The organism is Blautia sp. ZXY-1-B12 (assembly GCF_056339915.1).
Genome location: NZ_JBWJVP010000025.1, coordinates 2,501 through 25,922, shown reverse-complemented (window position 1 = coordinate 25,922; position 23,422 = coordinate 2,501). Strand labels below are relative to the sequence as shown.

Genomic DNA, 23,422 nt, shown 5'->3' with positions numbered 1-23,422 from the left:
TATGCCCAGACCGTATCTAGGAGATCCAAAGTATACCATAGAAGTGCTTCAGAAGTATAATTTTGCATTCCAGAAAAGGTTTGGTCAGAACTTTCTGATCGATACTCATGTTCTGGATAAGATTATAGATTCTGCACAGATCACAAAGGATGATTTTGTATTGGAGATTGGACCGGGAATCGGAACCATGACACAGTATCTGGCTGAAGCAGCAAGGGAAGTGGCAGCAGTTGAGATTGATAAAACACTGCTTCCTATTCTGGACGACACTCTGAAAGATTGGGATAATGTGACAGTCATCAACAACGACATCCTCAAAGTAGACATCCGCCAGCTTGCACTGGAAAAAAATCAGGGGCGTCCGATCAAGGTTGTTGCCAATCTGCCATATTACATTACTACCCCGATCATCATGGGATTGTTTGAGAATCAGGTTCCTGTTGATTCTATTACTATTATGGTACAGAAAGAAGTTGCGGACAGAATGCAGGTAGGACCCGGAACAAAAGATTACGGGGCGCTTTCACTGGCTGTGCAATATTATGCGAAACCAAAGATCGTGGCAAATGTACCGCCCAACTGTTTTATGCCAAGACCTAAAGTGGGAAGTGCGGTGATCAGACTGGAACGATATGAAAAACCGCCGGTTGAGGTAAAGAATGAGAAGCTGATGTTTCGTATTATCAGAGCATCTTTTAACCAGAGAAGGAAGACACTGGTGAATGGTCTGAAGAATTCACAGGAGATACCATTTTCTAAAGAACAGATTGAGCAGGCGTTGGGGATGTGTGGACTTTCCCTGAGTGTCAGAGGAGAAGCACTGACACTGGCACAGTTTGCACAGCTGGCAAATGCATTTACAGAAATTTTATAAAAAGATAAATATAAAAAGCATCCGGTGGCTAAGCGGATGCTTTTTATATTACGTTCAAATTTATTTTTTAAAAGGAAGGAGAGTTAATTGCCTCTTCCGGCAATCAACATATGAAAAAGAAATTTTATAAAAATAACGTTGGCTTTATTATTTTTATAGCTTTAGTATATCCTGCAATTATGAGAAAATCGTGTTTAAGATGTGAAAAAAATTTGAACAAATGTCGAAGGAATTATGAAGACAGAAATTGGGATATTTATTTTACAGAAGGCATAAGATTTCTGATATAATGAGCCGGTAAATGAAAATGCCTGTTCATTGTCTGTAATCTGCTGACAGTGAAAAGACAGAGACTTATTATTGACTGGCAAAAGTATGGAGGTAATTAAATCATGAGAATAAAAAAAGCAGGAATACTTATTATTGCGGCAGCAATTACATGTACGACACCGGCAGTACCGGTGATGGCAGCAGATACTTCGGAATCTGTACAGGAGATTATTTCTGATAATGAGATTGATTCTCTTGTATCAGATCCGGACAAAGTAGTTGATATCATTATGTATGTGAAAAATGAGGCAGCAAAACAGGATATTTCAGATGATCAGATCAGATCGCTGATCCAGACTGCGGAGAGTACTGCAGGAGTTAGCCTTTCGGAGGAAGAAGAGAACAGAATCATAAAGATCGTTAAACAGATCAAGGATTCTGATATTGATGAGGAACAGCTCAGGAGTGCTGTGACGAAGGCATATGATAAACTGGAAGAAATGGGGATTGGTAAAGAAGAGGTAAAAGGAATCCTGCATAAACTGGCTGATTTTGCAAAGAGTCTTTTTGAGTAAAATCTGCTCATTCTCAAATCGTAACTGTGAAAAGACGAAATAGTTATGGAAGATTATGGGAGATATACAAGATAGACAAGCATAAAATAAAACAAGAACTATAAATATGTGGTAATTCTATAAAAAAATATTAAAAAATATAAAATAATTGTGCAAATAAACGAAAAGTTAACTGCGAGTTCATAATTTGTTCATAAATGATTGCTACTATATAGATAGTTCGAAAGAACCTACGAAAGACGTTGTAATGTGTTATCATTACACATAAATTTTTTTCATAATAATAGCCCCGGTAAACCACTGCCGGGGCACTCCTCGTTTTACGGGGATTTTTTATTTTTTATCTGATAATTTTCCATATTTCTGGATTTCATTATTGAGTTCTTCCATGCGGGTATCCAGTTCTGCTACATATCGCGCACATTCTCTTAATTCTTTTGTGATATAGTCAGGTCCGTCTCCCTCAAATTTGTAATGCATCTTATGCTCCAGAGTCGCCCAGAAATCCTGTGCAACTGTGCGGATCTGAATCTCTACTTTGGTATCAATGATACTGTCGGAGAGAAAGACCGGTGTGGTAACCAGCATATGATAACTGCGGTAACCGCTCTTTTTAGGATTTTTCATATAATCACGTCTTGCAAGGATCGTCAGGTCATTTTGTTTGGAAATCATATCTGCGATCAGATAGATATCAGATGTAAAGGAACAGCTGATACGGATTCCTGCGATGTCATTTACATAGCGTACCATGTTCTCGATACTGGATTCATATCCATGTCGTTTCAGTTTTTTTACAATGCTTTCCGGAGTTTTGATTCTGGATTTTACATGTTCGATTGGATTGTATTTATGTCTGTGCTGAAATTCACCGTTTAGAATATCAATCTTTGTTTCTACCTGTTTAAGGGCAGACTGATAGACAAAAATAACTGTCTCCCAGTCATTCAGTTCTTTAAAATCCCTCAAGGGGACAGAATCATAATTCATGTATAATAATATCCTTTCCTGATACAGGCAGTTCCCCGTTGATTTTTGTAATCTCACAGGGGACTTGTTTATAGATTTGCTATAGTTGGTTGATGATATTATTGTAACATATAAATATCCGTTTGTGTGAACTATCTGTATGAAAATTCAGATTTCCATTATTAAAGTGATTGTGTTATAATGTTTGAAAATAGCTGACATGATATACTTTATTTGTAACTGTTCAGTATCCTGTAACAGATGGAGAAGAGTTACATTTATTCCAGGTAAAGGAGAAAACAGATAATGGCTGAATCAATGAAAGATTACGAAACAGAACTGGAAGCCTCTTTTAAGAAAATTGAAGAAGGGGATATTCTTACAGGAACTGTCATCAGTGTAGATGAAAAAGAAGTTGTGGTAGATCTGAAGTATTATGCGGAAGGCATTATTCCGGCAGAGGATTACAGCAGAGAACCGGGATTTTCTTTAAAGGAACAGGTGAATGTGGGAGATGAAGTTTCTGCGACTGTTGTGAGTAAAGACGATGGAAATGGAAATATTCTGTTGTCCAGAACAGAAGCAGCAGATGTGCTTGCATGGGATAAGCTGAAAGAATTAAAGGATTCAAAAGAAGTAATTGATGTGGTGGTAAAAGGCATTGTAAATGGCGGCGTGATCGCCTATGTAGAAGGTGTACGTGGATTTATTCCCGCCTCAAAGCTTGCCCTGAATTATGTGGAGGATACAAACGAATATCTGAACAAACCAATCCAGGTTCAGGTTTTCGATATTGATAAAGAAAAAGGAAGATTAATTTTCTCTGCAAAGGAAATATTAAGAGAAAAAGCAGAAGAGGAGAGAAAAACAAAAATCTCCAATGTGCAGGTCGGACTTGTAACAGAAGGTGTTGTTGAGAGCTTACAGCCATATGGTGCATTCGTAGATCTGGGAAATGGTCTGTCAGGTCTGGTTCATATTTCACAGATCTGTGAGAAGAGAATTAAGAAACCATCAGAAGTTCTGACAGTTGGAGATAAAGTAAAGGTAAAAGTAACTGCTGTCAAAGATGGAAAATTAAGTCTGAGCATCAAAGAGGCAACAGATATGATGGCTAAGGAAATTGAGGAGGAAGTGATCGAGCTTCCAGATTCAAAGGAAGAGGCTTCCACATCTCTTGGCGCACTTTTTGCAAACATTAAATTAGATAATTGAGGTTAGAATCTGTATGAGAAATCAGGAAAAAATATTTGTAATAGGTCACAAGAATCCGGATACGGATTCCATCTGTTCAGCAATTGCCTATGCGGACATCAAAAACAGGACTTCTCAGAAGGTGAAATACATTCCAAAGCGTGCAGGACAGATCAATGAAGAGACAGAATATGTGTTAAATCGTTTCGGCATGCAGCCGCCGGGATATCTGTCTAACATTGGAACACAGATAAAAGATATGGATATCCGTATGAGTCCGGAAGCTGATAAGAGTATGTCCCTGAAAAATGCATGGGATCTGATGATGGAGAAAAGTATCGTATCTCTTCCGATCAGAGACAGAGAAGGACAGCTGGAAGGTCTGATCACAATCGGTGATATTGCTAAGACTTATATGGATACAACGGACAGTTATCTGCTGTCAAGAGCGAAGACACAGTACAGAAGAATTGCCGAGACAATTGCAGGTACCGTAGTAGAGGGAAATGAGCATGGATATTTTACAAAAGGAAAAGTTCTGGTGGGAACTGCAAATCCGGAAATGCTCAAAGCCTATATTGAACCGGATGACCTGATAATCATGGGAGACAGAGAAGAGGATCATCTTCAGGCGATTGCGCAGAATGTTAGCTGTATTATCGTTGGTATGGGAATTGAAGTCAGCGAAAAGGTGATAAAGCTTGCTCATGAGAGAGAAATTGTAATTATTATGTCTCCGTATGATACATTTACGATCGCAAGACTGATCAACCAGAGTATTCCTGTACGGTATATTATGAAAACAGATAATCTGGTTACTTTTAATACAGAGGATTTTACGGATGATATTCAGAATGAGATGATCAAACACCGTCATCGTGCGTTCCCTGTAATTAACAAAAAGGGAAAATGTATCGGAACAATTTCCCGAAGAAATTTCCTGGATATGCACAGGAAAAAAGTAGCACTTGTGGACCATAATGAGAAAGATCAGGCAGTTGACAATATCGATAAAGCTGAAATCGTGGAGATTATCGACCATCATAAACTGGGTTCTCTGGAAACTATGGTACCGATTTCTTTCAGAAATCAGCCGGTCGGATGTACAGCAACGATTCTGTATGAAATGTATGGGGAGCAGAAACTTGAGATTTCACCGAGTATTGCGGGGCTTCTCTGTGCTGCGATTATTTCAGATACACTGATGTTCCGTTCACCTACCTGCACATTATCTGACAAGATGGCTGCAGGTGCGCTGGCACTTATTGCAGGAATCAATATTGAGCAGTTTGCAAAAGAGATGTTTAAAGCAGGAAGTAACCTGAAAGACAAATCACCGGAAGAAATTTTCTATCAGGATTATAAGAAATTTATTGCTGAGGATGAGATCAACTTTGGTGTTGGACAGATCAGTTCCATGGACAGCGATGAGCTGGCAGAAATCAAAGAGCGTCTGGTTCCGTTTATGGTCAGCGAGTGTGGCCGTCATGGTGTTACCCGCGTATTCTTTATGCTTACCAATATTATTGAGGAATCTACAGAGCTTCTCTATTATGGTGAGGGAAGTGAGGAAATGGCACGTATTGCTTTCCATATGGAGCCAAAGGATGGTGTATTTGATCTGAAAGGCGTTGTTTCACGTAAGAAACAGCTGATTCCGGCACTTATGGAAGCTGCACAGGCCGGACAGAACGATTACAACTGATGGCAGCAGACAGAATAGCTGAGGATAATAAGAAATGGAAAAAGAAACCTGGAAAGCAGGAAATATGCTTTATCCACTTCCGGCAGTTATGGTAAGTGTTTCTGACGGAGAGGGGAATGACAATATTATTACAGTTGCATGGGCAGGAACTGTCTGCACGAATCCGCCGATGGTGTCTATTTCTGTGCGACCATCCCGTTTTTCCTATGATATGCTCAGAAAGACGGGAGAATTTGTAATAAATCTGACAACAGAGAAACTGGCATATGCAACGGATTACTGTGGAGTCCGTTCCGGCAGGGATGTTGATAAATTTAAAGAAATGAAGCTTACCAAAGAGAAGGCGGATTTTGTGAAAGTTCCCATGATCGCAGAATCTCCGGTGAGTATTGAATGCAAAGTAAGGCAGGTTCTGGAATTGGGTTCCCACCATATGTTTCTGGCGGATGTGCTTGCAGTTCATGCTGATCCGCAGTATATGGACGAGAAGAAGAAATTTCATCTGAATGATGCGAAACCTCTGGTGTATTCTCATGGTGAATATCTGGGAATTGGTAAAAAACTGGGAACATTTGGATACAGCGTTAAAAAAAAGAAGAAAAAATCCGGAAAAAAGAAACAGTAATCCGCAATTTGCAGACGCAGACAATGTATGATAAAATGAAAGGACATAAACATGAATAATGTGACATTAATAGGAATGCCTGGTTCAGGGAAAAGTACAATAGGAGTTATTCTTGCAAAAGCATTGAGATATGAATTTCTGGATTCGGATCTTCTGATACAGAAACAGGAGAAAAGAAAGCTTTCAGAGATCATAGAGCAGGACGGACCGGAAAAATTTAAGGAAATTGAAAATCAGGTTAATGCAGACATTCATGTGACAGATACGGTCATTGCACCCGGCGGAAGTGTTATTTACTGTGATGAGGCAATGGAACATCTGAAGTCCATAGGTAAGGTTATATATCTTAAATTATCACTGGAATCTTTATCCAAAAGACTGGGAAATCTGAAAGGCCGCGGAGTTCTGTTAAAGGACGGTCAGAGCCTGAAAGATCTGTATGAGGAACGTGTACCTCTGTACGAGAAATATGCAGATATTACCATTGATGAAGAGGGGAAAGATTTGGATGAAAGTCTTCGGGCAATTCTGGAGATAATACATATCAAAGAGCAGGGAAAGTGATTATTACAGCTCGGGAAAAGGACAGTGGTAAATAATTTTTGTTTACAAATGATAAATATATGATATAATATACAACTGACTTTAAAATAGGATGATCGTTTAGTATAAACATATATGCATTTGAAACAGAAGTTACATGTTCGCAGAAAACGAAAAACAGAGTGAACAGTGACCATTAATTCTGCTCATGGAGTGAAAATAAATAAGAGGTGTGATATGGAACAGTATGTTATAAAAGGAGGCAACCCTTTAGTCGGTGAAGTTGAGATTGCCGGTGCCAAGAATGCGGCACTTGCTATTCTTGCAGCAGCCATAATGACTGATGAGACGATTCTGATAGAGAATTTGCCGGATGTAAGGGATATCAATGTATTGCTTGAAGCGATCGCTGGTATTGGAGCACAGGTAGACCGTATTGATAAATCTACTGTGAAGATTAACGGATCTACAATTGGAGATGTAAGTGTTGATTATGAATATATCAAGAAGATCAGAGCTTCCTACTATCTGCTGGGAGCACTTCTTGGTAAGTATAAACATGCAGAGGTACCGCTTCCAGGTGGATGCAACATCGGAAGCCGTCCGATCGACCAGCATCTGAAGGGATTCAGAGCGCTTGGTGCAGATGTAGATATCATGCATGGAGCAATTGTTGCGAAAGCAGATGAACTTCATGGAAGCCATATTTTCCTTGACGTTGTCTCTGTAGGTGCAACGATCAATATTATGATGGCAGCCTCATTGGCTCCGGGACGTACTATTTTGGAAAATGCCGCAAGAGAACCGCATGTAGTTGACGTTGCCAACTTCCTGAACAGTATGGGGGCAAATATTAAAGGTGCAGGTACAGATGTGATCCGTATTAAAGGTGTGGAGAAGCTCCACCGTACAGAGTATTCTATTATTCCGGATCAGATCGAGGCAGGTACATTTATGTTTGCTGCGGCAGCAACAGGCGGAGATGTAACAGTTAAGAATGTAATTCCGAAGCATCTGGAAGCAACTACGGCTAAACTTGAAGAAATTGGATGTGAGGTTGAGGAATTTGATGATGCAGTTCGTGTACGTGCACCAAAGAGACTTCACCGTACTCATGTAAAGACTCTTCCATATCCCGGATATCCTACAGATATGCAGCCACAGATTGCTGTAACTCTGGCACTTGCAGAGGGAACCAGTATTGTAACAGAGAGTATTTTTGAGAACAGATTCAAGTATGCGGACGAACTTTCACGTATGGGAGCAAACATCAAAGTTGAGGGAAATTCAGCAATTATTGATGGTGTGAAGAAGCTTACAGGTGCGAGAGTAAGTGCACCGGATCTGCGTGCAGGTGCAGCCCTGGTGATCGCAGGTCTTGCAGCAGATGGAATCACAGTTGTTGATGATATCGTATATATCCAGAGAGGATACGAGAATTTTGAAGATAAGCTGAGATCTCTCGGTGCTGAGATTGAGAGAGTATCCAATGAGAAAGAAATCCAGAAATTCCGTCTCAGGGTGGGATGATAAAAAATACCAAAAAATTACTTGACATTTGTAAGGGTTAAGTATATTGTATGATATGCAGCAATCTTAATTAATGCAAGTTAATAATTAGTAATAGCCTTTTATTCAGAGTGGTGGAGATACAAAGGATCTGCGAAGCCACGGCAACCCCTGTTTGTGTAGGAAGGTGCCAACCTGAGCGAGTGATCGAACAATAAGAGGATTGTTGAGATAATCAGACAGTCCGATTACTTCGGGCTGTTTCTTTTTGTTAACGGAAAAGTATCAGCGGAGAGAAATAATCTGTTGATACAGTACATAAATGGCTGTGGGTTATTCTGCGGTCGGGAAACAATTGTAAATGAATAAAAAAGGAGAACACAATGGAGAAAATTTTATTTACTTCTGAATCTGTAACTGAAGGCCATCCGGATAAAATGTGTGATGCTATTTCCGATGCTATTCTTGACGCTCTTATGGAAAAAGATCCTATGAGTCGTGTTGCATGTGAAACTGCTACAACTACAGGTCTTGTACTTGTTATGGGTGAGATTACAACAAATGCATATGTTGATATTCAGAAAATCGTAAGAGATACTATCCGCGAAATCGGATATACACGTGGAAAATATGGATTTGATGCTGATACATGTGCAGTTATCACAGCAATCGATGAACAGTCTGCTGATATCGCTCTTGGCGTAGATAAAGCTCTTGAAGCAAAAATGGGTGAAGATGAAATTGATGCTATCGGAGCAGGTGACCAGGGTATCCAGTTTGGTTATGCTTCCAATGAGACAGAAGAGTATATGCCATATGCCATCAACATGGCACACAAACTTGCACGTCAGTTAACGAAGATCCGTAAAGACGGTACATTAAAATATTTAAGACCGGACGGAAAAACACAGGTTACTGTAGAATATGATGAAGCCGGAAAACCAATCCGTATCGATGCAGTAGTATGCTCTACACAGCATGATCCGGATGTAACTCAGGAGCAGATCCATGAGGACATTAAGAAATACGTTTTCGATGAGATCATTCCGGCAGATATGGTAGATGAGAACACAAAATATTTCATCAACCCAACAGGACGTTTCGTGATCGGCGGACCTCATGGTGACAGCGGACTTACCGGACGTAAGATCATCGTTGATACTTACGGTGGAACCGGACGTCATGGCGGCGGTGCTTTCTCCGGTAAAGACTGTACAAAGGTAGACCGTTCCGCAGCGTATGCTGCACGTTATGTTGCAAAAAATATTGTTGCAGCAGGTCTTGCAGATAAATGTGAGATTCAGCTTTCCTATGCGATCGGTGTTGCTCATCCGACATCTATCCACGTAGAAACATTCGGAACCGGTAAACTTTCTGATACAAAGCTGGTTGAGATCATTCGTGAGAACTTTGACCTTCGCCCGGCGGGAATTATCAAGATGCTTGATCTGAGAAGACCGATTTACAGACAGACAGCTGCTTATGGACATTTCGGACGTACGGATGTAGACCTTCCATGGGAGCATCTGGACAAAGTTGATGACCTTAAGAAATACCTTGCTTAAATAAGAAAATCGTAACTGTTCAGTACTTGCACAGACAGTGGAATGCTGAATAATTACAGAATATCACAAAAATTGCAGTGCAATGGGATAAAACAGGAATTATCTGAAAGAACAGGACAGATGATTCCTGTTCTTTTTATAGAAAATTTAGATATGTAAAACAGACTTTATGATATAATGCTTGCAGAGGGCAAAATTATAGAAACCTTATAAATCAACAGATAAAGGATGATCGGGATGAAGTTAAAAACAAGGATTATAGTTGGATTCGGTATGAGTATTCTGGTTCCTCTGCTTTTATTTTCGGCAACTTTGTACGGATTAGGTCATACAAAGTTTGCACAGCAGACAAAGGATTCTTCGGAAGTGGTGTATGATATTTCAGTAGGGGAATCCACCCACAGCCAGACACAGGTAAGGATTATTGCAAAAGATCTGCTGTTTACTGCGACGGTAATATTAGTATTCACAGCTTTATCTATTGGATTATGGATTTACAGAAGTATTGCCACACCGCTGGTTAAATTAAAGAAAGCCACTCAGAATATCAAAGAGGGAAATCTTGATTTTGTTCTGGAAGTAGATGGTGACGATGAGTTTTCGGAACTTTGCCGGGATTTTGAGGAGATGAGAAAGCGGCTGAAGGAATCAGCAGAAGAGAAAGTTCTTATGGATAAAGAAAATAAAGAACTTATCAGCAATATTTCTCATGATCTTAAGACGCCGATCACAGCGGTAAAGGGATATGTAGAGGGGATTATGGACGGCGTAGCGGATACGCCGGAGAAAATAGACCGTTATGTGAAGACTATTTATAATAAGACGAATGAGATGGATCATCTGATCAATGAGCTGACTTTTTATTCAAAGATTGATACCAACAGAATTCCATATACTTTCAGTAAACTGAATGTAGAAGATTATTTCAGTGATTGCGCAGAAGAAGTAGGACTGGAACTGGAAACGAGAGGAATTGAACTGGTATATGCCAATTATGTTGAGGATAATGTGCAGGTGATCGCAGATGGAGAACAGATTCGGCGTGTTATTCATAACATTATCAGCAATGCTATCAAATATATGGATAAACCCAAAGGTATCATCCAGATTCGCATAAAGGATGTGGGAGATTTTATTCAGGTTGAAATTGAAGATAATGGAAAGGGAATTGCAGCAAAGGATCTGCCGTCTATTTTTGATCGTTTTTACAGAACAGACGTGTCGAGAAATTCATCCAAGGGAGGAAGCGGAATCGGTCTTTCCATTGTAAAAAAGATCCTGGAGGATCATGGAGGAAAGGTCTGGGCAACCAGCAGGCTTGGAATCGGCACAATCATGTATTTTGTACTTAGAAAGTATCAGGAGGTACCAATGAAATGAGCAGAATTTTAATTATAGAAGATGAAGAGGCAATTGCAGATCTGGAGAAGGATTATCTGGAGCTTTCCGGATTTGAAGTTGAAATCTGCAACAGAGGAGACACCGGACTGACGCGTGCGCTGAATGAGGAGTTTGACCTGATTATTCTGGATCTGATGCTTCCGGAAGTGGATGGCTTTGATATCTGCAGGCAGGTAAGACAGGAAAAAAATACTCCTATCATCATGGTATCTGCAAAGAAAGATGACATAGATAAAATCAGAGGTCTGGGACTGGGGGCAGATGATTACATGACAAAACCATTCAGTCCAAGTGAACTGGTAGCCAGAGTCAAGGCACATATGGACAGATATAATCGTCTGATCGGTTCCAATGTACGCAAAAATGATATTGTGGAGATCCGCGGGATCAAGATTGATAAGACTGCACGCCGCGTATGGGTAAACGGAGAGGAGAAAACATTTACTTCCAAGGAATATGATCTGCTTACCTTCCTTGCAGAGAATCCGAACAGAGTGTTTACCAAGGAAGAGTTGTTCCGGGAAATCTGGGATATGGAATCTGTGGGAGATATTGCAACAGTCACTGTCCATATCAAGAAGATCCGGGAGAAAATTGAATTTAATACTGCAAAACCTCAGTATATTGAAACAATCTGGGGCGTAGGATACAGATTTAAAGTTTAACTGAATCAGGGAAGTTCCATATTTCAGGCACGAAAAGGCAATAATCAGTGGGAAATTTGGAACGCAAGATTGTTCGAGAAATCAACTTGTTGGCACAATAGTATAAAAAGGAAAAAAATGGAAAGATTATATAAAAAATTAGAAAGCTATGGGCAGTCTGACTATTATCCGTTTCACATGCCGGGGCATAAGAGAAACCGGGCATCTTCAGCAGATGATTTTCTTTTTGAGAGAGATATTACAGAGATTTCAGGATTTGACAATCTTCATCATGCGGAAGGAATTTTGAAAGAAGCACAGGAATATGCAGCTCAGATTTATGGGACAAAGAAATGTTTCTTCAGTGTAAATGGAAGTACGGCGGCTCTTCTGGCAGCAGTCAGTGCAAGTGTAAATAAAGGTGGGAAGATACTTGTCGCGAGGAACTGTCACAAGGCTGTTTACCATGCATTGTATTTACGTGAGCTTCAGCCGGTCTATATTTATCCACATGAAGATCAGAGACTGGGGATAAACGGAGGAATTTCCCCTGAACGTGTGGAAAGATATCTGGAAGAAAATACGGATGTGCAGGCTTTTCTGCTTACTTCGCCTACATATGACGGCGTTGTGTCTGATATAAAGACAATTGCAGAAGTTGTACACAGACATAAGATTCCTCTTATTGTGGATGAAGCACATGGTGCACATCTTCATTATTCTAAATATTTTCCGGTGTCTGCTGCTGATCTGGGAGCTGACATTGTAATACAGAGTTTCCATAAAACGCTGCCATCTATGACTCAGACGGCGGTGCTTCATATATGCAGTGATATGGCAGATGTGGAAAAGATAAAGAGATTTATGGGGATTTACCAGACCAGCAGTCCGTCGTATATTCTGATGGCGAGTATGGATGCATGTATGGATAAACTGAGAAAAGACGGACAGCAAATGTTTCGTGAATTTACCTTCAATCTGGAGAAGGCCAGACAGCGTCTTTCAAAGTGTGAAAAAATAAAACTGATCGAAGGTTCTATGATCGAAGGCAGTGGAATCTATGATTTTGACAAATCCAAGCTGTTGTTCTCCACAGTCGGAACTTCTGTTAACGGACACCTTCTCCATCAGATACTTCGTGACAGATATCATATTGAAATGGAAATGGCGGCTGAGAAATATGTTCTTGGAATTGCAGCAGTGGGAGATACAGAAGAGGGATTTGAGAGACTGTGTACTGCAATTGAAGAGATTGATGCAGAGATACAGCAAACAGATGAGTCGGAGGAATCGCAGTATCATACTTCTCATGCGAGAATGACACAGCTTATGACAATTTCTCAGGCAGTGGATGCGCAGCAAAGGCGATATTCTCTGAAAGAAAGTGTTGGCAAAGTCAGTGCAGAGTTTGCTTATCTGTATCCGCCCGGAATTCCGATTATTGTGCCGGGAGAGCAGATAACTGGACAATTTGTAAGAAATGTGAGAAGATACATGGAACAGGGGCTGGAAGTACAGGGACTCAGTGATACATCTGCTGAAACAATCTGCGTAGCTGCCCGAAATGAAATTGGACAGGAAGAATACAGTCCGGCAAAGGAATAACATAACAGATATGGGAAAGATTTTTTACATCATGGGAAAGAGTGCATCCGGAAAAGACAGAATCTATTCACTTCTGGCCGCACATAAAGAATTGAATCTGAAAACACTTATTCTGTATACAACCCGCCCAATCAGGGTAGGAGAGCAGGATGGAAAAAATTATTATTTTGTAGATGACGGAAAACTGGAAGAATTCAGAAAAAACGGAAATCTTATCGAGGAGAGAGCATATCATACGGTTTATGGGATATGGACTTATTTCACTGCAGATGATGGTCAGGTGAACCTTGCAGATTCCGATTATCTGGGAATCGGTACTCTGGAGTCATTTAAAAAGATGCGTAAATACTATGGGGAAGATGCAGTCTGTCCTGTTTATGTCCAGGTAGAAGATGGAGAAAGACTGAGTCGTGCTCTTAATAGAGAGAGAGAACAGGAAAATCCAAGATATGAGGAAATGTGCAGAAGATTTATTGCAGATCAGTCGGATTTTTCAGAGGAAAATATTCTGAACGCAGGGATAGAGAAACGTTTTCAGAATATAAATCTTGATGACTGTGTGAAAGAAATCGCAAATTATATAAAGTCTGTGCAATAGTTCTTCTTTTATGGTATAATATCTTACAAAACGGACTGGTGAGGTGATTCTTATGATGGGATTTAACAATATTATCGGACACGAAGAGATTATCGGACATTTAAAAAATGCAATAGAATCAGGAAAAATATCGCATTCTTATATTTTTACCGGCGAACCAGGTTCTGGTAAAAAGCTCCTCGCAGGGACTTTTGCGTCAACACTTCAGTGTGAGGCCGGAGGTACAGAACCCTGCCAGAAATGCGACTCCTGCAAAAAGGCGATGGGTAAGAATCATCCGGACATTATTATGGTCAGTCATGAGAAACCTGGAACGATCACAATTGACGAGATCAGGGATCAGGTGATCAATGATATAGATATCAGACCATATTACAGTCCTTACAAGATTTATATTATTGCAGATGCAGATCTTATGACACCACAGGCACAGAATGCTCTTCTTAAAACAATTGAAGAGCCGCCGGAATATGCAGTGATTCTTTTGCTGACTAATAATATCGGGGGACTGCTGCCGACTATTCAGTCAAGATGTGTTCGTCTTGATCTGAAGGTAGTGGATGACGGTCTTGTAAAGAAATATCTGATGGAGCATCTTCATGTTCCGGATTACCAGGCGGAGATTGACGCATCCTTTGCACAGGGCAGTATTGGAAGGGCAAAAGAAGCAGCTACTTCTCAGGAGTTTGCAGAGATGACTCAGAATGCACTGAGGATTCTTAAATATGCAAACACCATGGAAGTTTATGAACTGTCAGATGCGATTAAGAGTCTTTCTGAGGACAAACAGAATATCAACGATTATCTGGATATTTTCCAGTTCTGGTTCAGAGATGTCCTGATGTTTAAGGCAACACAGGAGATTGACAATCTGGTATTTAAACAGGAAATTAATTTTATCAGAGAACAGGCAAAGCAGCGTTCCTACGAGAATCTGGAGAACATTCTGGATTCTATTCAGAAGACAAAGGTACGTCTGAAAGCAAATGTTAATTTTGATCTGGCATTTGAATTGCTGTTCCTGACGATCAGGGAGAAATAGAATGACAAAAGTAGTAGGCGTGAGATTTCGTAATGTAGGCAAGATTTATTATTTCAGTCCTAAAGATTATGAAATTAAAACAGGCGATCACGTGATCGTGGAGACAGCCCGGGGAATTGAATACGGGAAAGTCGTACTTGCACCAAGAGAAGTAGGTGAGGAAGATGTTGTTCACCCTCTCAAAGAAGTTCTTCGTGTGGCAACAAAGGAGGACGACGAGAGAGAGGCACAGAACAGAGTCAGAGAGAGAGAGGCATTTAAAATCTGTCAGAAGAAGATTCGTGAACATGGTCTGGAAATGAAACTGATAGATGCAGAGTATACATTTGATAATAATAAAGTGCTGTTTTATTTCACTGCTGACGGCAGAATTGATTTTCGCCAATTGGTAAAAGATCTGGCAGCAATTTTTAAAACGCGCATCGAACTTCGTCAGATTGGTGTTCGCGATGAGACAAAGATTCTGGGAGGAATCGGTATCTGCGGAAGATGTCTGTGCTGCCACACATATCTGTCTGAGTTTGCACCGGTATCCATAAAGATGGCAAAAGAGCAGAATCTCTCCCTTAACCAGACAAAGATTTCCGGTGTGTGCGGAAGACTGATGTGCTGCCTGAAGAACGAGCAGGAAACATATGAAGAGCTGAATAAAAAGCTTCCGGGACTGGGAGATACAGTTACAACTCCGGATGGGCTTACCGGAACTGTACACAGTGTAAACGTGCTTCGTCAACGTGTAAAGGTAATTGTAGAGATCAATGACGAGAAAGAAATTCAGGAATTTCCGGTAGATGACCTGAAATTCAGACCGAGAAAGAAGAAAGTCAAAGTCTCTGAAAAAGAATTAAAAGAACTTGGAAATCTGGAAGATAAAAAAGGAGATTCCAAATTAAATGACTGATCAGCTGGTAAAAGATAATGAACGTATAGATGATCTTCAGAACGGATATTATGTGATACAGGATCCGGATAAATTCTGTTTTGGGATGGATGCAGTTCTTCTTTCCGGCTTTGCAAAAGTAAAAAAGGGTGAGACTGCTCTGGATCTGGGAACAGGAACGGGAATTATCCCGATCCTGCTTAAAACCAAAACAAATGGGAAACACTTTACAGGTCTTGAGATTCAGAAAGAGTGTGCAGATATGGCCGGACGCAGTGTCAGATATAATCATCTGGAGGACGATGTTGAGATCGTACGGGGTGATATTAAGGAGGCTGCTGATATTTTTGGGGCAGCTTCTTTTGATGTAGTGACAAGTAATCCGCCTTATATGATCGGACAGCATGGGCTTCGCAATCCGGATATGCCAAAAGCAATTGCCAGACATGAAGTACTCTGTAATCTGGAGGATGTGGTGAGCCAGGCATCAAAGGTTCTGAAAGAACGTGGAAGATTTTATATGGTCCACAGACCGTTCAGACTGGCTGAGATTATGAATGTTCTCACAAAGTATCGTCTGGAACCGAAAAAGATGCAGCTTGTATATCCATACATAGACAGAGAACCAAACATGGTTCTGATCGAGGCATTAAAGGGAGGAAATTCCAGAGTTACAGTGGAACCTCCTCTGATCGTATATAAAGAGCCGGGAGTCTATACAGAAAATATACTGAAGATTTATGATATGATTTAACCGAATTTTATTTGCAAAGTAATATGAGAGGAAACAAATTATGAGTGGTAAATTGTATTTATGTGCAACACCCATAGGAAATCTGGAGGATATTACACTCCGGGTACTTCGAACATTGAAAGAAGTGGATCTTATTGCAGCAGAGGATACCAGAAACAGTATTAAACTGCTGAACCATTTTGATATAAAAACACCTATGACCAGTTATCATGAGTACAACAAAATCGATAAGGCATATGTTCTGATCAGTAAAATGCAGGAAGGGCAGAATATTGCACTGATCACAGATGCGGGAACTCCGGGAATCTCAGATCCGGGAGAGGAGCTTGCGGCAATGTGTTATGAAGCGGGGATTGAAGTAACTTCTCTTCCGGGACCTGCTGCCTGTATCACTGCCCTGACTCTGTCCGGACTTCCAACCAGAAGATTCGCTTTTGAAGCATTTCTTCCGGCAGATAAAAAAGAAAGAAAACTGATTCTGGAAGAACTGAAGAATGAAACGAGAACTATCATTCTCTATGAGGCTCCTCACAGACTGGTAAGAACTCTGGAGGAATTGAAGGAAACTCTCGGAAATCGCAGAATGACTCTTTGCAGGGAACTGACGAAAAGACATGAGACTGCATTCCATACGACTATCGAGGAGCTGATCCTCTATTATCAGACAGAGAAGCCGCTTGGAGAGTGTGTGCTTGTGATTGAAGGCAGAAGCAGACAGGAGATGGAAGAGGAACAGAAGGCATCCTGGGAAAAAATTACCATAGAAGAACACATGGAAATCTATGAAAATCAGGGACATTCAAGAAAAGAAGCTATGAAAATGGTAGCAAATGACAGAGGAATGACGAAGAGAGATGTCTATCAGTACCTTATCAATAAAACCGAAGAATAAGATTAACATACAGAAGAATTCCCGTTTTCGGGGATTCTTTTTTATTCAGGCTGTGGCAAGGAACGGGCTTTTGTGCTATAATAAATTTGTATTATTATGTCCAGATACCAGAATATATTTGAAAACCTGTCTATAATTTTCACGCAGGGGTTTTCAGATATATTCTGGTGATAAGTATATATAACAGGAGGAAAGAAATGGGCGGAGAAAATACAGAATACGGAGCGGATCAAATCCAGATTCTGGAAGGTTTGGAAGCCGTACGAAAGAGACCAGGTATGTATATCGGAAGTACATCCGGCAGAGGTCTTCATCATCTGGTTTATGAGATTGTAGATAACGCGGTTGATGAAGCACTGGCAGGATTTTGTACAGAGATTCAGGTAGTTATTAATCCGGACAACTCTATCACAGTTGTAGATAACGGACGTGGTATTCCGGTAGGAATCAATCATAAAGCAGGGATTCCTGCTGTAGAAGTAGTATTTACCATTCTTCATGCCGGCGGTAAATTTGGAGGCGGAGGGTACAAGGTATCCGGTGGTCTTCACGGAGTAGGTGCGTCTGTAGTAAATGCACTTTCCACATGGCTTGAAGTAAGGATCTATCATGAAGGTAAGATTTATCAGCAGAGATATGAACGCGGTAAAACTATGTATCCTCTGAAGGTTGTGGGAGACTGCCAGCCGGATAAGACCGGAACAACAGTTGTCTTCCTTCCGGATAAAGAAATATTTGAGGAAACAGTATATGATTATGACATTCTGAAACAGCGTTTGAGAGAGATGGCATTCCTGACAAAGGGATTGAAGATTTCTCTTAAAGATACCAGAGAAGGAATGGAAAGAGAGAAAATTTTCCATTATGAAGGTGGTATCCGTGAATTTGTAAGCTACCTGAACAGAAGCAAGGAAGCGCTTTACCCGGAAATCATTTACTGCGAAGGACAGCAGAACGGTGTGTCTGTAGAGGTTGCCATGCAGCACAATGACTCTTATACAGAGAACTGCTATGGATTTGTAAATAATATTAATACACCTGAGGGTGGTACTCATATTGTAGGTTTCAGAAATGCCCTGACAAAGACGTTCAATGATTATGCCAGAAAGAACAAGCTGCTTAAAGACAGTGAACCCAATTTGAGTGGCGATGATATCCGCGAAGGTCTGACTGCAATCGTCAGTGTTAAGATTGAGAATCCCCAGTTTGAAGGTCAGACAAAACAGAAGCTTGGAAACAGTGAAGCAAGAGGGGCTGTTGACAGCGTGGTGAGCAAGCAGCTTGAGATTTTCCTTGAGCAGAATCCAACAGTAGCGAAAACTACAGTAGAGAAATCAGTTCTTGCACAGAGAGCACGTGAGGCTGCACGTAAGGCTCGTGATCTGACCAGAAGAAAATCAGCACTTGATAATATGTCACTTCCTGGAAAGCTTGCAGACTGTTCAGATAAGAATCCTGAGAACTGTGAAATCTACATTGTAGAGGGAGATTCCGCCGGTGGCTCTGCAAAAACAGCCAGAAATCGTGTAACACAGGCTATCCTTCCACTGAGAGGTAAGATCCTGAATGTAGAGAAAGCACGTCTGGATAAGATTTATGCAAATGCAGAGATCAAAGCTATGATCACAGCTTTCGGAACAGGAATTCATGAAGATTTTGATATCAGTAAACTTCGTTATCATAAGATTATTATTATGACTGATGCCGATGTCGATGGTGCGCACATAGCAACCCTTCTGCTGACTTTCCTGTATCGTTTTATGCCTGAGCTTATCAAACAGGGATATGTGTATCTTGCACAGCCGCCATTATACAAGGTGGAGAAGAACAAGAAAGTATGGTATGCATACGACGATGATGAACTGAATCAGATTCTGACAGAAATCGGACGTGACGGAAATAACAAGATCCAGCGTTATAAAGGTCTTGGAGAGATGGATGCAGACCAGCTTTGGGAGACGACAATGGATCCTGAGAAACGAATCCTGCTTAAGGTTACCATGGATGAGGCTGCGACTTCTGAGATTGACCTTACATTTACTACACTGATGGGTGACAAGGTAGAGCCGAGACGTGAATTTATTGAAGAGAATGCAAGATTTGTAAAGAATCTGGATATCTGATAATAGGGAGAATAGATAAATGGAAGATAATATTTTTGACAAAGTCCACGAGGTGGATCTGGAAAAGACCATGAAGGACTCTTATATTGACTATGCCATGAGCGTTATCGCTTCCAGAGCACTGCCTGATGTAAGAGATGGTCTGAAACCGGTTCAGCGACGTGTATTGTATTCCATGATAGAACTGAATAATGGTCCTGACAAACCGCATCGTAAATGTGCGCGTATTGTCGGTGATACAATGGGTAAATATCATCCACATGGTGACAGTTCTATTTATGGAGCACTTGTAAATATGGCACAGGAATGGTCTACCAGATATCCGCTGGTAGACGGACATGGAAACTTTGGTTCCGTAGATGGTGACGGGGCAGCGGCCATGCGATACACTGAGGCACGTCTGAGTAAGATTTCCATGGAAATGCTGGCAGATATCAACAAAGATACTGTTGACTTCCAGCCAAACTTTGATGAAACAGAGAGAGAGCCGGTTGTACTGCCGTCCCGTTATCCGAATCTTCTGGTGAACGGAACTTCAGGTATTGCAGTAGGTATGGCTACCAATATCCCTCCTCATAATCTGAGAGAGGTTGTGGATGCTGTTGTCAAGATTATAGACAATATCATTGAAGAACAACGCGAAACGACTATGGAAGAGATTCTGGATATTGTAAAAGGTCCTGATTTTCCTACTGGTGCGACGATTCTTGGAAGAAGAGGGATTGAAGAAGCATACAGAACAGGTCGCGGTAAGATTCGTGTACGTGCAGTGACAAATATTGAGACTCTTCCAAACGGAAAGTCCAGAATTATTGTCACAGAGCTTCCGTATCTGGTAAATAAAGCGCGTCTGATCTCAAAGATTGCAGAACTTGTAAGAGATAAAAAGATTGACGGAATCACAGACCTGAATGACCATTCCAGTCGTGAGGGAATGAGAATCTGTATTGATCTGCGCAAGGATGCAAATGCAAATGTAGTTTTGAATTTACTGTATAAGCATACGCAGTTACAGGATACTTTTGGCGTAAATATGCTTTCACTTATTCCGAATAACGGAAGTCTGGAACCGAAGGTATTAAACCTGAAACAGATGCTGGAATATTATCTGGCTCATCAGGAAGATGTAGTGACCAGAAGAACGAAATATGACCTGAATAAAGCAAGAGAGCGAGCTCACATTTTAGAAGGTCTGTTAAAAGCACTGGACAATATTGATGAGGTGATCCGTATTATCAGAGCTTCGCAGAATGTGCAGATCGCAAAACAGGAGTTAATGGATCGCTTTGAACTGACAGATGTTCAGGCACAGGCAATCGTAGATATGCGTCTGCGTGCTCTGACAGGTCTGGAAAGAGAGAAGCTGGAAGCAGAGTATGCTGATTTAATGGAAAAAATCCGTAAATACGAGGCTATCCTTGCGGACAGAAGTCTTCTTCTTCGCGTGATTCGGGAAGAAATTCTTGCAATTGCAGAGAAATACGGAGACGACAGAAAGACTTCTATCGGATATGATGTATACGATATTTCTACAGAGGATCTGATTCCGAGAGAGAATACAGTGATCACAATGACCAAACTTGGATATATTAAGAGAATGACAGTAGATAATTTCAGAAGCCAGAACAGAGGTGGAAGAGGAATCAAGGGAATGCAGACTCTTGAGGATGACTACATTGAAGAACTTCTGATGACAACTACCCATCATTATCTGATGTTCTTTACAAATACAGGAAGGGTATATCGTCTGAAGGCATATGAGATTCCGGAGGCAGGACGTACTGCAAGAGGAACTGCGATTATTAATCTGTTACAGCTTATGCCGGGGGAATGCATCACTGCAGTAATCCCGCTCCGCAAATTTGAAGATGGTCATTATCTGATGATGGCTACGAAGAATGGCCTGGTAAAGAAAACACCGATTAAAGAATATGCGAATGTGCGTAAAAACGGACTGGCAGCTATCACATTGCGTGATGATGATGAACTGATCGAGGTTAAGCTTACAGATGATAAGAAGGATATAATACTTGTTACAAAAGATGGTATGTGTATCCGTTTTAAAGAAACAGATGTAAGAAGTACAGGCAGAACTTCTATGGGCGTACGCGGTATGAATATCGATGATGGAGACGAAGTGGTAGCAATGCAGCTGAATTCTCAGGGAGATTGTCTGCTGATAGTTTCTGCAAATGGTATGGGTAAACGTACTTCTATGGGCGAATTTACCTGTCAGAATCGTGGCGGTAAAGGTGTAAAATGTTATAAGATTACCGAGAAAACCGGTGATGTAATCGGAGCAAGAGCTGTAAATGAAGATAATGAAGTAATGCTGATCACTACGGAAGGTATTATCATCAGAATCGCCTGCGCTGATATTTCCATTCTTGGAAGAATTACATCGGGTGTAAAACTGATCAATCTTACAGAGGGTGTCACTGTAGCCAGTGTAGCTAAAGTGAGAGATAAAGAAGAAAAAGATACAAATGCACAGCAGGCAGCAGTGGAAATTACGGACAGTGCAGAAACAGAAGAATCTGATCAGCCGACAGATCAGGAGACACAGGATGAGAACAGAGGGGAAGAGGAATAACCATGAAGAAATGGTACAGATATCTTGCAGCCGGAGTGTTGGTATTACTGACACTCTGTGTGGCAGGATGCGGGGGAGTGAGTCATAAATCACCGGAAAAAGTAACAGAGGAATTGATTCAGTCCTATACTGACGGGAAAGAAAAGAAAGTGAAGGAGTGCTATAACCAGGCAGATAATACAGAAGCAGATCTTCAGACAGAGATTACAGCAACACTCAAATATTTTGCGGCACATAATCCTAAGAAAGTATCTGTTCAGGATTGTGAGATCCTTTCTGAAAATGACAAGTACAGTTATGTATACATAACCTACAATCTGATCCTGGAGGATGATCAGGAATATCCATGTGTTGAAACTTATATGGTTGGTAAACAGGATAAAACTTATTATATCATGGCACCATCACAGATCACAGATGATATGAAAACTCAGGCGGCTACAGCATATGCCCAATTTATGAAGACAGATGCTTACAAGACGTATACCAAAGCATATGAAACATTTATCAAGAAAAATCCGGGATATGAAGACAAAATTTCGGAAAAAGCAGGAGTGTAATATATCGAGGGCAAAAAAATGAAAAGAATATTACTGATGGTATTTAGAAATCTCTTTTTTGTTCCATATGGATGGTTTAAGTTATGCTGGTATGCATCGCATGCAGAACGTTACAGTGAAGAACAGAGATATCAGCTTCTTAAATATGTAGATAACAGAGCAGTGAAAGGCGGTAATCTGGTAATTGACGGTCATGGTATGGAAAATATTCCAAAAGAAAATGGGTTTATTTTCTTTCCCAATCATCAGGGATTATTTGATGTACTTGCAATCATACAGGTGTGTCCGGTACCTTTCTCGGTAGTGGCAAAAAAAGAGCTGACAAACGTACCATTTCTGAAGCAGGTATTTGCATGCATGAAAGCGTTTATGATTGACCGTGATGATGTCAAACAATCTATGCAGGTAATCATTAATGTTATCAAAGAAGTAAAGGCAGGAAGAAACTATCTGATTTTTGCCGAGGGAACCAGAAGCAAAGACGGCAATCATCCGCAGGAA

Annotated in this window: 21 protein-coding genes and 1 riboswitch (1 of these 22 only partly in view); of the genes, 20 read left to right on the top strand and 1 reads right to left on the bottom strand. The window is 40.7% G+C overall.

The annotated features are described in order from the left end of the window. The first annotated feature begins 1 nt into the window (after position 1). Both rsmA and AC075L_RS01880 read left to right on the top strand, forming a co-directional pair. The gene (gene rsmA, locus AC075L_RS01885) at positions 2-874 is read left to right on the top strand and encodes a 16S rRNA (adenine(1518)-N(6)/adenine(1519)-N(6))-dimethyltransferase RsmA (RefSeq protein WP_118567025.1); all 873 of its coding nucleotides are present in this window, start codon (positions 2-4) and stop codon (positions 872-874) included. Between the two features lie 392 nt (positions 875-1,266). Continuing rightward, a complete protein-coding gene (locus tag AC075L_RS01880) occupies positions 1,267-1,719 on the top strand; it encodes a DUF1002 domain-containing protein (RefSeq protein WP_055053964.1) in 453 nt (150 codons plus the stop codon). 333 nt (positions 1,720-2,052) lie between these two features. On the opposite strand, the gene AC075L_RS01875 is transcribed toward AC075L_RS01880, so the two are convergent. Next, complete coding sequence (locus AC075L_RS01875) at positions 2,053-2,709, bottom strand: GTP pyrophosphokinase (protein ID WP_020993340.1); 657 nt, start codon at positions 2,707-2,709, stop codon at positions 2,053-2,055. Between the two features lie 285 nt (positions 2,710-2,994). On the opposite strand from AC075L_RS01875, the gene AC075L_RS01870 reads away from it, so the two are divergent. From AC075L_RS01870 to AC075L_RS01785, 18 genes are all read left to right on the top strand, one after another. After that, positions 2,995-3,903, top strand: coding sequence for a S1 RNA-binding domain-containing protein (locus AC075L_RS01870; protein ID WP_055060216.1), 909 nt, complete (start codon positions 2,995-2,997; stop codon positions 3,901-3,903). Between the two features lie 13 nt (positions 3,904-3,916). After that, positions 3,917-5,587, top strand: coding sequence for a putative manganese-dependent inorganic diphosphatase (locus AC075L_RS01865; RefSeq protein WP_008707993.1), 1,671 nt, complete (start codon positions 3,917-3,919; stop codon positions 5,585-5,587). A 34-nt stretch (positions 5,588-5,621) separates the two neighbouring features. Next, entirely contained in the window at positions 5,622-6,212 is a 591-nt protein-coding gene (locus AC075L_RS01860; RefSeq protein WP_008707992.1) for a flavin reductase family protein, read from the top strand. A gap of 51 nt (positions 6,213-6,263) precedes the next feature. Beyond that, on the top strand, positions 6,264-6,776 hold the full coding sequence (locus AC075L_RS01855) for a shikimate kinase (RefSeq protein ID WP_022380404.1): 513 nt from the start codon (positions 6,264-6,266) through the stop codon (positions 6,774-6,776). A 216-nt stretch (positions 6,777-6,992) separates the two neighbouring features. After that, entirely contained in the window at positions 6,993-8,285 is a 1,293-nt protein-coding gene (locus tag AC075L_RS01850; protein ID WP_008707990.1) for a UDP-N-acetylglucosamine 1-carboxyvinyltransferase, read from the top strand. A 98-nt stretch (positions 8,286-8,383) separates the two neighbouring features. Further along, positions 8,384-8,485: riboswitch (SAM riboswitch) on the top strand. 162 nt (positions 8,486-8,647) lie between these two features. Next, entirely contained in the window at positions 8,648-9,829 is a 1,182-nt protein-coding gene (metK, locus tag AC075L_RS01845; protein WP_055053965.1) for a methionine adenosyltransferase, read from the top strand. A gap of 237 nt (positions 9,830-10,066) precedes the next feature. Next, the gene (locus tag AC075L_RS01840) at positions 10,067-11,209 is read left to right on the top strand and encodes a sensor histidine kinase (RefSeq protein WP_020993339.1); all 1,143 of its coding nucleotides are present in this window, start codon (positions 10,067-10,069) and stop codon (positions 11,207-11,209) included. Next, positions 11,206-11,895 (top strand): response regulator transcription factor, encoded by a 690-nt coding sequence (locus AC075L_RS01835; protein ID WP_020993338.1) that lies wholly within the window; start codon positions 11,206-11,208, stop codon positions 11,893-11,895. Before AC075L_RS01840 ends, AC075L_RS01835 begins: the two co-directional genes overlap by 4 nt. Positions 11,896-12,012: 117 nt before the next feature. After that, on the top strand, positions 12,013-13,479 hold the full coding sequence (locus AC075L_RS01830; RefSeq protein ID WP_476387076.1) for an aminotransferase class I/II-fold pyridoxal phosphate-dependent enzyme: 1,467 nt from the start codon (positions 12,013-12,015) through the stop codon (positions 13,477-13,479). Between the two features lie 10 nt (positions 13,480-13,489). After that, complete coding sequence (locus AC075L_RS01825) at positions 13,490-14,077, top strand: nucleoside/nucleotide kinase family protein (RefSeq protein ID WP_055200613.1); 588 nt, start codon at positions 13,490-13,492, stop codon at positions 14,075-14,077. A 52-nt stretch (positions 14,078-14,129) separates the two neighbouring features. Next, positions 14,130-15,119 (top strand): DNA polymerase III subunit delta', encoded by a 990-nt coding sequence (gene holB, locus AC075L_RS01820; RefSeq protein WP_008707979.1) that lies wholly within the window; start codon positions 14,130-14,132, stop codon positions 15,117-15,119. 1 nt (position 15,120) lies between these two features. Continuing rightward, on the top strand, positions 15,121-16,020 hold the full coding sequence (locus tag AC075L_RS01815; protein ID WP_025578483.1) for a PSP1 domain-containing protein: 900 nt from the start codon (positions 15,121-15,123) through the stop codon (positions 16,018-16,020). Continuing rightward, positions 16,013-16,753, top strand: a complete 741-nt coding sequence (locus AC075L_RS01810; RefSeq protein ID WP_025578485.1) for a tRNA1(Val) (adenine(37)-N6)-methyltransferase — start codon at positions 16,013-16,015, stop codon at positions 16,751-16,753. Before AC075L_RS01815 ends, AC075L_RS01810 begins: the two co-directional genes overlap by 8 nt. Before the next feature lie 40 nt (positions 16,754-16,793). Next, positions 16,794-17,645 (top strand): 16S rRNA (cytidine(1402)-2'-O)-methyltransferase, encoded by an 852-nt coding sequence (gene rsmI, locus AC075L_RS01805; protein ID WP_008707974.1) that lies wholly within the window; start codon positions 16,794-16,796, stop codon positions 17,643-17,645. Positions 17,646-17,842: 197 nt separating this feature from the next. After that, positions 17,843-19,768, top strand: coding sequence for a DNA topoisomerase (ATP-hydrolyzing) subunit B (gene gyrB, locus AC075L_RS01800; protein ID WP_118331274.1), 1,926 nt, complete (start codon positions 17,843-17,845; stop codon positions 19,766-19,768). Between the two features lie 19 nt (positions 19,769-19,787). Then, complete coding sequence (gyrA, locus tag AC075L_RS01795; RefSeq protein ID WP_022380443.1) at positions 19,788-22,361, top strand: DNA gyrase subunit A; 2,574 nt, start codon at positions 19,788-19,790, stop codon at positions 22,359-22,361. A gap of 2 nt (positions 22,362-22,363) precedes the next feature. After that, positions 22,364-22,921 (top strand): hypothetical protein, encoded by a 558-nt coding sequence (locus AC075L_RS01790; protein WP_118593308.1) that lies wholly within the window; start codon positions 22,364-22,366, stop codon positions 22,919-22,921. Between the two features lie 18 nt (positions 22,922-22,939). Further along, positions 22,940-23,422, top strand: partial view of a lysophospholipid acyltransferase family protein gene (locus tag AC075L_RS01785; protein ID WP_008707970.1) — the 5' portion only. It continues 231 nt past the right edge of the window; only the first 483 of its 714 coding nucleotides appear in the window; the start codon lies at positions 22,940-22,942; its stop codon lies beyond the right edge, outside the window.